This window comes from uncultured Brachyspira sp., from assembly GCF_944393015.1.
In the GTDB taxonomy this organism is placed as follows: Bacteria; Spirochaetota; Brachyspiria; order Brachyspirales; family Brachyspiraceae; genus Brachyspira.
On record NZ_CALXYQ010000026.1, the window covers coordinates 33792 to 46170 of the forward strand.

Here is a 12379-nt window from a genome sequence, read left to right on the forward strand (position 1 = left end):
ACATAATACAAAATCAACATTTGATTTTTTTTGTAATAGGTATATTATATTATTTAATAAAAATTCTATAACAAAGGTTTCTGTCAGCATATATGAATATATTAATTATAAACGGCCCCAATACAAATATGTTAGGAGTAGCTCAAACTAAAATTTTTGGAAATATTACATTAGGCAATATTGAAAATAAAATTAAAGAAGCAGCATCAGGCAGTGCAAAAGTATCATTCTTTCAGTCAAATCATGAAGGTGCTATTATAGACAGAATACATAGAGCTTATGATGAAAGTATTGACTATATAATAATAAATGCCGGTGCTTATGCTCATACATCTATAGCTATAAGAGATGCTTTTTTGTCAACTAATATACCATTTATAGAAGTGCATATGAGTAATATTTACGCAAGAGAAGATTTTAGAAAAAAAAGCTATTTATCAGATATAGCATTGGGAGTGATTACAGGATTTGGTGATAACAGCTATATATTAGCTTTGGCTCATTTATTATCAGTAGAAAAAAGAAATAATAATTAAATATATTATGGAGTTTGAAAATGTGTAAATTAACTTTAACTGAAAGCGGAGAAAATAACAAATTTAATTATGATGCAAGATTAGAAAGATTATTAAAATTAACAAATGAAAATCTTCTTATCACTAAAAATGAAAATATATTCTATCTAACAGGGTTTAAAGGCAGTGCCGGTTGGCTTCTTATAAGCAAAGGCAAAAAATATTTATTTGTAGATTCAAGATACTGTGAACATGCTTCTAAAGTTACTCATAAAACTACTGTTATACTTGTAGCTGGAACTTATCATGATGCTTTGGCTGAATTCTGTAAAGAAAATAATATCAAAGAAATATATGCAGCTAAAAATGGACTTTATCTTTCTGATTATGAGAATATAGTTGCTTCAATGGTTAATAATTCAATAAAAATAGGAATAAGTAAGGCTGATATAGACACAATAAGAAATGTAAAAGAAAAAGAAGAAATCAAAATAATAAAAGATAATCTTAACAGAGCAGAAAAAGCAATGACTAAAATGCTAGCATTTGTAAAAGAAGGAGTAACTGAACAGGAATTAGCTGCAGAATTAGAATATCAAATGCGTAAGGAAGGCGGAGATAAAACAGCATTCGATACAATTTTGCTTTTCGGAGAAAGAACTTCTCTTCCTCATGGCGTACCTTCTGAAAGAAAATTAAAATTAGGCGACAATATACTTATGGACTTTGGATTATCAAGAGACGGATATAAAAGCGATATAACAAGAACTTTCTTCTTCGGCAAAGGAAAGAATTTTGAAGAGATGAGTAAAATATATAATATAGTTAGAGAAGCTCATCATAAAGGCATAGAGGCAATACATTCCGGAGCATCAGGTAAAGAAGTAGATAATGCGGCAAGAGAAATAATAAAAAATAATGGATACGGTCAATATTTCGGTCATGGATTAGGACATAGTGTAGGACTTGAAATACATGAATCTCCTAGACTTTCTCCTCTTGTTGATCATGTTTTAGAAGGCGGCTGTGTAGTTACAGTTGAGCCTGGTATATATGTACCTAATTTAGGCGGCGTGAGAATAGAAAATATGGCAATAGTAACTAAAAACGGAGGGGTTTCTATAAATGACACTCCTACAGATTTAATAGTTTTATAAATTATAATTATAAAAATAGATATAAAAAAGGCATATAGTTTTTTCTATATGCCTTATTTATTTAAAATTTATTGGTTAAATATATATTCTCCAAATCTAGGTCCGAATCTGTAGCCTATTTGAACACCTACATCTAAATTTCCATAACTATCCCCTGATGAAATACTTGAAGCCGATATATTCTGATTCCATTTGAATCCCCAATCATAACCAATATAAAGTCCTATATTCAAAGCATTATTATCATCAAAGAAGAAAGAATAATCAAAAGTACCTTTTATATATGTTCTAGGCTGAATTTTAGTTTCTGCTTTTAATTCTGAAGCAGTATATTTTAATAAATCAGAAGAAGCTAAATCAAATTTTACACCTGTATTAATACCTATAGAAAAACCTTGTATATTAAATTTAGGATAAAAGCCTATATAAATATCATGTACAGAACTTTTGAAATTAACATCATTACCTTTTGAATAACTAAATCCTGTAAAACCATATCCCAAAGAACCAAGCAAGCTCACACCCATATTTTCTCTTATATTAAACATGTATCCTATATCAGCTTCCACCCCTATTTGGAAATTACCGCCTGTATTAAATTTTGAAGATGGTTCATAAAGTGTTATACCTGCTCCTATAGGAACATTTGCTATTATCTCAAAGCCTCCTATATCAGCATAAGAAATATGACTTAACATCATCAATAACAGGCTTATAAATATTATTTTATATGATTTAAACATAATTATTTCTCCATATAGTTTGACTGATTAGTAATATTATTGTAATAATTATTATAGTATTTTTTATAATTGTCAAGATCCATTTCGCATTTAAGTGCTATAAAATTTACTCTCCTATTTTTATAAATATCATTAGTATATTTGGGCATTATATCACTATATGGGAAAATTTTAACTCTATTATGAGAAAAGCCTGAAGAAAGTATAACATCTCTTATAACGCTAGCCCTTCTCTCTGACAATTTAAAATTAACATCACCCTTACCCTGCCCTATAATATCAGCATGTCCCTCTACAACTAAAATACAACTTTTATTATTGCTCATAAAACTTATAACTTCATTCATAACATATACATAGTCTTCTATATTATAAGGCTTCTCTTCATTCAATCTATAATATATTTCCTTATCAGTATCTATCATCATTCCTCTTTCAGTTTCAATCAAATTCATATTACTGCTTATATTAAATTCATAATTGCATGGATCTTTTTGTTCAGTTGGTCTGTTCCAAGAAAAATATAATCTTCTTTCAGGTATGAAGCAGGCAGTCAAAATAAAAGGAATTAATAAAATAAAAAATATCTTTATATATCTCATAACATTACCCTATTAAAACCTTATATTTATAGGTATAAAAGAAAGTGCAAATTGCTTTGTAAATATACCGTACTCTATAGCAAATGACTGATAGAATATATCAAAATGGAAACCAACTCTCATATCATAAAGCTGATAAGACATTTTATCCTTAGAATTTGGTACATATAAATCATCAACTGTTATTTTATGCTCAACAATATTTGCATAGCTTCCTATACCATTTACTCCAACTTTTGACTCTAAACTTCCATATATAATGTCAGCACCCACAGAAAAATAAACAGCTAAATATTGTATAACAGGCACCTTCTCCTGCATTTTAAATCCGAATACTAATTTAGGACTTAAAGCAAAAGTTTTCCATTTTGATTCTAAAAAAGCATTTCCATTGAATACTACACCTGTATCAGTTCCGCCATTATAACCTAAATAAAGAGGCACATATACATTTCTATTATTGGCAGCTAATTTTAAATTTCCTTCATCATAGTTAAAGTCAAATCTTAAATCTCCGAAGAAATATTTAGTTCTGAAAAGATAAGCCTTTAATGAAGCACCTACATTCCAACCAAGCGACTCTATTTCAACATCATTCACAACAGCACCGTAAATCTCTTTAAATCCTAAAGAAATACCTCCTCTAAGAGTTAAAGCCAAAGGTACAGGTCCAAGATTAACCTGCAAATAAGCATTTATATGAGGTATAGGAAGTATATCCAAAGCCTTTGCCAATGAATCATAATCATTTTCTCTTTTAGGAGGATTTTGTATATCATTTATATGCAATAATGGAGCATCACTATACAAGTTAATTCCGAAACTTCCTATAGGCGTATGCATAGGTATAAGAAGTCCTGTATTATTTCCGGAAGCTGCATTAAATGCCACCTTATTTTTTAAAGCATTAATTACTACTGTAGCAGTACCCTGCTGCATATTAGCAACTTCTAAAAATCCCAATGTAGTACCAACTAATAATATAACAGATTCATTTGTAGTAGTATCCAAAACTTTTTCAGGATTCTGTATTATAGTAAGAATTTCTCCAAATGTAAAACTTTTTATTCCGTCATCGAAAAGCTGATTCATTTGTTTGCTGTCAGTTAAAATATTCAATGTTTCTTTGGGAATATTATTATACATTCCTGTAGATTCTATATAAGCATTAATAAAAGTTTTATAATCGATAGTTGGAATAATCTGAGAATATAAATTGATGCTTATAATAATCATCATAAAAAATATTAAGTATACCTTTTTCATAAGTAACCCAATAAATAATAAAAAAACAAGTATGAATAAATCCATTAATAAAATAATTTTTTATTATATTTTAATATTAATTTAATTCAAGCTAATATAAAAATAAAAATTGCATTTAAATAAAAATTACAATAATCAGTATCTAAACTCCACAGTATAATGCGTAACAGCCTCATCAGGCATAATATACTCTTCGTAATTCTTCATAAAAGCATCCATCATATCAGCTCTAGCATCATAATACATAGCGTAAAGTATATCTTTACCATTAGGATGAGTTCCATCTCTGTACATTTTAGCTGTTCTTCTAATATCATTAATTACATCAGGATATTGTTGTATTGGGTTCATTCCATCAAACATTTCCATTTTATAATAATCTACAAACTGTATTACTTTATTATTAATATTAAGCATAACGTTTTCACCACCGCTTTGCCATACCATTAAATTATCTGTATAATCTATTGGGGTAATAAGCTTCCAGCTGTCATCCTCATTAGGTTTTTCTCTTGCTGCAAAAAATTGATTCTTACCAGCTCCTTTCAAATGCCTTTCTGAAACAGTAAAATATTCTTCTCCTCTGTTATATGCCGCTTCTATTTCCTCATAAGGAGGCGAAGGAAAACAATAACTTTTTCCATTAAAATAATAAAAATTATAATCTGCATTATTTTCTGATTTATAATATATACCATTATCTAGTCTTACCCAATTAGGTTCTTTAGGTGTATGTATCCTTCTTTGTATAGGAAGAGTCATAAATTTTTGAACACCACCCCATATAAATTCTGCTTTATCATAAGCATCTGAATTAGGCTCTAAAGTCCAATTCACGCCGTCTGTAGTTGACCATATTCTCTTATCATCTGACAAACTTTCAGATTCTCGTATCCATTTATTAATAGAAGGATCATGTTTATAATAGGTTCTATATCCTCCTGTAAAATATATTTTATCTTTATCATAACTAACTCCAACTCCGCTTCTTTCACCCCAAGGGGTATTTATTTTCTCCCAATTAGCACCTACAGAAGTATCTTTGCTTTTATGTATCCTGTAATAATAATCTTTACTTACTGTATATGACGAAGCATTAACAGGTCTTGTTCCTGAGGGATTCTGCTCAAAAAAAGTTTCTGCTAATCCCATTACATATATATAATCTTTAAAATAAAGAACCTGATATACACTCATACCAAATTTACCTTGAAAACTTTCATTCGGATTATTAGGATTTGGTGTAGGCATTTTATATACAATATTATTTAAACGGCCTTGTTTCTGCCAATTAATTAAATCTGATGATGTATAATGTATATCATTATATAATACAGAATAAATAAAATATTCATAACCCACTGAAATATTTGATATAGAACATTTTCCATAAACATCAGGATCATAATCAGGTTCATGTATTACTTTATCATCTTCTATTGCTGATATATCGTTTAATTTAATAAAATCACTCCAATCAATATTTTTAGCATATACATTTATATTTGCATTATTATCTATTTCTAAAATTACATTATTAGCTGTTCGATTTAATGTTTTACTTTTAGGGTCATAATTATACATACGATAAGCTGATATATACCATTTACCTTTATATTTAAACTTTCTACCAAAGAGTCCGAATACTTCTCCGTCTTTAGCAGGCATTGGGTTAACATCTATATGTCCGGGTATTGCATCTTCAGGTATTCTAAAATCAGTTGGAGGCGGTATATGTGTAGGGCTTAAAATATTAACCTTTTTACAGGACATTATAAAAACTATAATAATAATTAAAAAAAATGATATAAAGTATAACTTATTTTTCATCATATTATCCTATTATTGCAAGTATATAAATTTCATAAACTTCTATTACATCTAAATAAAAACTATGTCTATAATTTTATGCTATAAATATTATTTTGAATCCAATTATAAAATAACTAATACTCATACATTAATACGTAAAATTCAAAATATCCCCAAAAATTCATATTTTTATAATCATAATTTTTGTTAATAAAATTATTTTTCATAAAATAGTCCTTAAATTTATTAAGTAATTTTTTATTATTACTATCAATAAATTTTATTAAAATTTTATATTTATTAATACTATTTACATTCTTAATGATATAGAATATTTTGAATAAAATTAGGCAAATTTTTTTTGATAACTTATAAGAAACCGATTTTATATTATTGGCTTGGCTTGGCTTGGCTTGGCTTGGCTTGGCTTGGCTTGGCTTGGCTTGGCTTGGCTTGGCTTGGCTTGGCTTGTGATAGCTAAGCGAGAATCAAAAAATAACAAATCAAACATGTTTTTATTTTACATTATCAATATGATTTTTTCAAGCTGATTTTGTAATTAAATAAAAATTTATATGAAAAATATCATTTATTTTGAAGTTCTTTAATCTTATTTTTTATATCAACAACTATTTCCTCAATAGAAGTTTTATTAAGAAAATCTATTTTTTTGCCATAATTGTCTAATAATGCTTTTTCATCTTCTGTTTTTACTGTTTTAGCAGATATTATTCTTTTAAGCATAAGCATCATCAATGCATGATGAAGTTTTAATTTATCAAAATCTATGCTTCCTCTTAAAAAATAAAATTTCATATTTTCTTTTTCATCAGAATGGAAATTTTTATTAACATAATCATTATATAATTCTTTATCTTCAGGATTTCCAAGACCTACTATCACACAATATAAATTTTTTCTTCCTTTTAATTTCTTATAGAACTTTTTTATGCCTTTAGCTGATGAAAGTTTACCTGCATATAAAGCACCTGCAAAAACTATAAAGTCATAAGTATCTAAATTTTGAAAAGTTACATTATCTATGCCATAAAGATCACCATGAAGTTTATCGGCTATCCATTTAGCATAAGTTCTTGTAGTTCCGTATTTACTTTTATAAAGCACAGCAATTTTATTTGACATAAACTAATCCTATAAAAAATTAATTATACCCAAACAATTATATTTTGTCAAAATAAATTTTTTTAAATTTAAAATATTTGCAGGGCTTTGCCCCGCACCCCAGTTCTTTTATTGGTATAAAAGAACCAAAACAACTGCATTTTGAGCTAAAACTAATGTATTGTACCATATTTAATACATATTCTTAAAATATAAAGTTATAGCAATTGCATTTTTCACTCTGCGTGATGCACCTTTAGGTATGGCAGCAACTTTGGCGAAGTCCGCAGAGCGTGTATGTCAAAAAAGTTAACAATAAAAATTGACAAAACGTATTTATTTCAGTAGTGTAATATTATTATATTATAATAAAAATAAAAGACTTTGTCAAAACTATTTTTCATATTAAAGATTAACAGAATAAGATAATACGCCATTAACAATCTCTTCCCTCACCTTTCCGCTTTCAACTAATTTCTTTAATAATTCATTTACTCTGCTCTCATCTTCATTGAAACTAATAGCTATCATATGAACTGTATCAGGCTGTCTTATTAAAAAATTTATTATATCTTCTTCAGTGATTTTTTTGGTATTTCCTTTTGCCTTATCGGATACACTTGGCACATCTATTTCAATACTGCAGTTCGCTTCAAAATATTTCTTTGCCTTTTCCATTTCTTCATCATTCAATGCTTTAGCTTTTTCGTTTGAAGTTCTTCTAGTAGCTGTAACAAGCTGTACTCTATCAGGTTTTATTTTATTGACTATTTTTATTATATCATCAAGTTCTTCTTTACTGTCATTTATATCTTTAAGTAAAAATACTTCAAGCCAATACTCTCCTTTAAAAACTCTTCTAAACTCTATGAGTCCATTAACCATTTTATCAAAATCAATTTCTTTATTAGGCTGATCTATAAGTTTAAAAGTATCTATATTACCGGCATCAAGAGAAGGTATAACCAAATCGGCAATAAGCAAATCAGAACGCATTTCCTGTTTATAGAGCAAAGAACCATTTGTTATAATGCATACAGGAATATCTGTTATTTGTTTTATTTCATAAATTAACTTTTTTAAATCCTTATAGAGTGTAGGCTCCCCAGAACCAGCAAATGTTATATAATCAATATTTTTATTATTAAGCAAAGCCTCTTTTAATTCATATATTATTTCATCAACAGAATAATAATTAGCAAGATTAGTTTTAGTATTTTCTTCAGAACCTAATTGACAGTATATACAATTATAACTGCAAGTTTTATGAGGTATAACATCTATTCCTAAAGAATTACCTAACCTTTTTGAAACAACAGGTCCGAATACTCTTTTTGTTTTTAACTTTGATTTAGCTTTATTTTGATTGAGAAGTAAAGGCTCTTTAGTTTCTTTTTTAGTGTTATCATATCTTTCTTCATTTGCTTTATAAAATGCATTTGTTACTTTATCAAGAAGTTCACCGTCTAAACTAAATACAGACAAAGCAAATATTTCAGGCTCTTCATAATGAGTTTCTTTATTATTTTTATATTCTTTTTTTACTGCTTTTTCTATAGCTTTTACTTTTTCTTTTATCTCATCTTTTTCAATCATATCAGTTTTATTTAGTACTATAATAGACTTTTTCTTTATTAATTCTTTACTATACTGCTTCAATTCATTTCTAAGTTTTTTATAAGTATCAGCTACATCTTCATCGGTTAAATCTATAACAAAGCATAAAGCACCTGTTCTTTCTATATGTCTTAAAAAAGTAAGTCCAAGACCTGCCCCTTCGCTAGCACCTTCTATAATTCCCGGAATATCGGCAATAACAAAACTTCTTTCATAATCTAAATAACAAACACCCAAATTGGGAGTAAGTGTAGTAAATGGATATGATGCAATTTTCGGATTAGCTCTTGTAAGTCTTGCAAGCAAACTTGATTTACCAGCATTAGGCATTCCCACAAGTCCAATATCAGCAATAAGTTTAACTTCTAATCTTATATTTAATTTTTCACCCTCCAAACCATGCTGAGCATAGTCCGGTGCCTGATTAGTAGCTGTAGCATAGAATTTATTTCCTTTTCCGCCTTTTCCGCCTCTAGCAACAGTATAGCTTTGTCCGTCCTCTAGTAAATCAGCTAATATATTATTTGTATCTTCATCATAAACAACAGTACCAATAGGAACTCTTATAACAACATCATCTCCCCTTTTACCATCGCTTAATCTAGCTCTTCCGGGTTCTCCGTCTCTAGCTCTGAATCTTTTTCTGCTTTTTATTTTACCGAAACTATTTATTCTTGCATCTACTCTAACGATAACATCTCCGCCGTCTCCGCCGTTTCCTCCGTCAGGACCCCCCATAGGTACATGAGCTTCTCTTCTGAAACTTACACTTCCAGCTCCTCCATGTCCTGCTTCTATCTCAAAACTTACTACATCTATAAATTGATCCATTTTATTATTACCTTGTTAATTAATTATTTTTAATTTATTGAATATTAATTATATTATAAAAATATATTTTATCAATGCTATAAATATTGAATAAATAATCTTATATATACCTAAACAACTATATTTTGTCAAAAATAAATTTATATTTTTGTTTTTATATCTGGGGCTTTGCCCCATACCCCAGTTCTTTTGTTGGCACAAAGAACCAAAAAGCCTGCATTTATTGTCTAAATTTAGGTTATGTCATATATTTAATAAGTATATATTTAATATAAAGTTCTAGTAATTGCGTTTTCGCAAAGCGTATCCGAGCTTGTCGAGGATATAGCTACTTTTTTGTGCGGCAAAAAAGTTGATAATAATTACATAATGTGTAGTAGTCGGCAAAATGAAATTGTTTCAGCATATACTAAAAGTTTAGTTTATAAAAAATTATTTTTTTAATATTGCCAGACTATTACAAACAATCTATATGCCAAAACTTTTTATACATATATTTGATTAAATATAAATGCATTATCTTAATTTGATTATGATATCAACTCTTCTATTTTTTCTTCTTCCGTCTGCTGTATCATTGGAAGCTATAGGTTCATCATCAGCGAAACCTTTATAAGATAATTTATCATGATCAAGATTAGGGAGCATATAATCTGCAACTGATTTTGCTCTTTTTTCGGATAATTGCTGATTATATTCTTTTTGTCCTGTATTATCAGTATGACCTTCTACTATGATTTCTCTGTCAGGATAAGTTTCTTTGATTGCTTTAATAACATTGTCTATAGTATTTTTTGCTTCCGGTTTTAAAGTATAAGAATCTGTATCAAAAAGAATCTCTCCAAGTCTTAATACCAAACCTTCAGGTACTGTATCTATAGTAACATTATCATCATTATAAAGATTATCTTCAAGTTTTTTTCTATTGTACTCTTCTTCTTCTCTTGTAATAGTATCATATATTTTATATGTACTTATAATATTCATTTTATACTGCAAACTAGCATAAGATAATTCTCTTCCGTATCCAAATAATATTTGATATCTTTCCTGCTGAGATACAGGAATATTTTTTTCCATATCCCAAAGGAATGTACCATAATTAAAACCGTATATTCTTTCAGGATAACCTTTTCTTGAAAGTCCAGCCTGAAGCAAATCTTTATCAGTCATAATATGATATTGTATAACAGCATTTCTACTTCCGTCATCATTAGTTTCAACATTAGCAAATAAGTAATCTGAAGATAATGCCATTGTTAAATTAGGAGCATTATTTACTTTAACAATTTCTATAGACTCTCTGTTCCATGATTCAGTGAGTTTTACTTCATTATCAGGAAAAGTAGGAACATGTCTTACATTAGGCATAAAATAATTATAAGGAACTTCAAATTTACCATTAGTATGAATAATAAAATCGCTTGTATATTCTTCATCAAGATGAAAAACTTTCTCACCTTTCATCATTCTAAATATTTTGAATACTCCGCTTACTCTATATCCGCCCTTTGGAGCTATGGCGATAACAGTTAAATCAACAATGTTTCTTTCTTTGTATGTACTTGTTAATATACCATTTTCATAATATTCTACATCAGCTGTTTTAACTGATTCTATTCTTTTTCCTTTTTCTAAATTCCAATAGAATTTATGACTTATTTCACAATTTAGAACATTGACAATTAAAATAGAAAATATAAAAACAAATAAACTAATTTTTTTCATAATATAAATATTTTATAAAATTATTTTTTTACTTTAGAAGTTTCTTTCTTTAACTCTTTCAATCTTTTCTTCTCTTCTTTTAATCTAGCCTTCTCTGCCTTACGTTCTAATTTGATTCTTCTCTTATCTACAACTTTTGCCTTACTCTTTTCTTTTGCTATATCTTCTTCTGTCTTCTCTGTTTTGAAAGATATTACTAATTTATATAACTGTAAGAAGATATATTGTAACTCCTTGATTCTCTTATCCATTGTTTCCATATTATTACTGCTTGTACTAGATAAATTAGATACATTTTCTATAGAATTTACAAGCTCTTTCATCTCAGTCTCTGCTGTATTTACTACATTAACTACATCTTCTGCTAACTTATCTACACTGGAGATATTCTGACTAACTGCTGAACTCATCTGCATTTGTTTAAGTGAAAGTTCCTGTACATCTTCTGTAATATTATTCAAGTTGCTAATATTCATCAATATCTCACGTCTGCCTATATCTAACTCATCATTAGCTCCGGATATTGTTGCTATTAAATCTGCTAAAGTATTAGAACCTTCTAATATCTTCTCCATTGACTCAGAACTCTTGAATGCTAAAGATACTGTATGGTCTATTGCCTGTGTTGTCTCTTCAATTATTTCATTAATAATTTTTGAGTTCTCACCTGTATCCTCTGCTAACTTTCTTATCTTATCTGCTACTACTGTAAAACCTCTGCCATGTTCACCGGCATGTGCTGCCTCTATTGCTGCGTTCATTGCTAATAGGTTTGTTTGTTCCGCTATATTATGTATTACCTGTGTAATGTTAGTTATCTGTTTAGAATATTCCTTAATACTTTGTATAGAATCTACTACTGATTCTCCTATATTACTTCCTTCCTGTGCTTCTGTATATAGAATCTTGGCATAGTCATTAGCCTTAGTAGCTCCATGGCTTACTGTTACTATGTTTGCCATCATCTGCTGTACCGAACTGCTAGT

11 protein-coding genes are annotated in these 12379 nt (G+C 28.6%); 3 read left to right on the forward strand and 8 right to left on the reverse strand.

Annotated elements, in window-relative coordinates:
* Positions 1 to 92 precede the first annotated feature (92 nt).
* Together aroQ and Q0K19_RS09690 are read left to right on the forward strand one after the other, a co-directional pair.
* Positions 93 to 536: a type II 3-dehydroquinate dehydratase gene (gene aroQ / locus Q0K19_RS09685; RefSeq protein WP_297247588.1), complete on the forward strand. Its 444-nt coding sequence runs from the start codon at positions 93 to 95 to the stop codon at positions 534 to 536.
* Between the two features lie 20 nt (positions 537 to 556).
* Positions 557 to 1672: a Xaa-Pro peptidase family protein gene (locus Q0K19_RS09690; protein WP_297247589.1), complete on the forward strand. Its 1116-nt coding sequence runs from the start codon at positions 557 to 559 to the stop codon at positions 1670 to 1672.
* A gap of 68 nt (positions 1673 to 1740) precedes the next feature.
* Here the strand turns inward: Q0K19_RS09690 and Q0K19_RS09695 are convergent, their stop codons facing one another.
* From Q0K19_RS09695 to Q0K19_RS09710, 4 genes are all read right to left on the reverse strand, one after another.
* On the reverse strand, positions 1741 to 2415 hold the full coding sequence (locus tag Q0K19_RS09695; RefSeq protein ID WP_297247590.1) for a hypothetical protein: 675 nt from the start codon (positions 2413 to 2415) through the stop codon (positions 1741 to 1743).
* A gap of 2 nt (positions 2416 to 2417) precedes the next feature.
* Positions 2418 to 3017 carry an OmpA family protein gene (locus Q0K19_RS09700; RefSeq protein ID WP_297247591.1) on the reverse strand — a complete coding sequence of 200 codons (600 nt, stop codon included), beginning with the start codon at positions 3015 to 3017 and terminating at the stop codon, positions 2418 to 2420.
* A 12-nt stretch (positions 3018 to 3029) separates the two neighbouring features.
* The gene (locus Q0K19_RS09705) at positions 3030 to 4283 is read right to left on the reverse strand and encodes a hypothetical protein (RefSeq protein ID WP_297247592.1); all 1254 of its coding nucleotides are present in this window, start codon (positions 4281 to 4283) and stop codon (positions 3030 to 3032) included.
* Positions 4284 to 4418: 135 nt separating this feature from the next.
* The gene (locus Q0K19_RS09710; protein WP_367172154.1) at positions 4419 to 6113 is read right to left on the reverse strand and encodes a hypothetical protein; all 1695 of its coding nucleotides are present in this window, start codon (positions 6111 to 6113) and stop codon (positions 4419 to 4421) included.
* Between the two features lie 395 nt (positions 6114 to 6508).
* Here Q0K19_RS09710 and Q0K19_RS09715 point away from each other — a divergent pair, with 395 nt between their 5' ends.
* Positions 6509 to 6646: a hypothetical protein gene (locus Q0K19_RS09715; protein WP_297247594.1), complete on the forward strand. Its 138-nt coding sequence runs from the start codon at positions 6509 to 6511 to the stop codon at positions 6644 to 6646.
* Positions 6647 to 6680: 34 nt separating this feature from the next.
* Here Q0K19_RS09715 and Q0K19_RS09720 read toward each other — a convergent pair whose 3' ends face one another.
* From Q0K19_RS09720 to Q0K19_RS09735, 4 genes are all read right to left on the reverse strand, one after another.
* Positions 6681 to 7238: a flavodoxin domain-containing protein gene (locus Q0K19_RS09720; protein WP_297247595.1), complete on the reverse strand. Its 558-nt coding sequence runs from the start codon at positions 7236 to 7238 to the stop codon at positions 6681 to 6683.
* A gap of 384 nt (positions 7239 to 7622) precedes the next feature.
* A complete protein-coding gene (gene obgE, locus Q0K19_RS09725) occupies positions 7623 to 9665 on the reverse strand; it encodes a GTPase ObgE (RefSeq protein WP_297247596.1) in 2043 nt (680 codons plus the stop codon).
* Positions 9666 to 10181: 516 nt separating this feature from the next.
* On the reverse strand, positions 10182 to 11393 hold the full coding sequence (locus tag Q0K19_RS09730) for an OmpA family protein (RefSeq protein WP_297247597.1): 1212 nt from the start codon (positions 11391 to 11393) through the stop codon (positions 10182 to 10184).
* A 20-nt stretch (positions 11394 to 11413) separates the two neighbouring features.
* A partial coding sequence (locus tag Q0K19_RS09735; protein WP_297247598.1) for a methyl-accepting chemotaxis protein occupies positions 11414 to 12379 on the reverse strand: 966 nt, incomplete at its 5' end.

What these genes read in the sequence shown, in the direction of transcription:
- Q0K19_RS09690 (WP_297247589.1), top strand. Translation starts at nt 557, where the DNA reads ATGTGTAAATTAACTTTAACTGAAAGCGGAGAAAATAACAAATTTAAT.
- aroQ (WP_297247588.1), top strand. Translation starts at nt 93, where the DNA reads ATGAATATATTAATTATAAACGGCCCCAATACAAATATGTTAGGAGTA.
- Q0K19_RS09705 (WP_297247592.1), bottom strand. Translation starts at nt 4,283, where the DNA reads ATGAAAAAGGTATACTTAATATTTTTTATGATGATTATTATAAGCATC.
- Q0K19_RS09695 (WP_297247590.1), bottom strand. Translation starts at nt 2,415, where the DNA reads ATGTTTAAATCATATAAAATAATATTTATAAGCCTGTTATTGATGATG.
- Q0K19_RS09720 (WP_297247595.1), bottom strand. Translation starts at nt 7,238, where the DNA reads ATGTCAAATAAAATTGCTGTGCTTTATAAAAGTAAATACGGAACTACA.
- obgE (WP_297247596.1), bottom strand. Translation starts at nt 9,665, where the DNA reads ATGGATCAATTTATAGATGTAGTAAGTTTTGAGATAGAAGCAGGACAT.
- Q0K19_RS09730 (WP_297247597.1), bottom strand. Translation starts at nt 11,393, where the DNA reads ATGAAAAAAATTAGTTTATTTGTTTTTATATTTTCTATTTTAATTGTC.
- Q0K19_RS09710 (WP_367172154.1), bottom strand. Translation starts at nt 6,113, where the DNA reads ATGAAAAATAAGTTATACTTTATATCATTTTTTTTAATTATTATTATA.
- Q0K19_RS09700 (WP_297247591.1), bottom strand. Translation starts at nt 3,017, where the DNA reads ATGAGATATATAAAGATATTTTTTATTTTATTAATTCCTTTTATTTTG.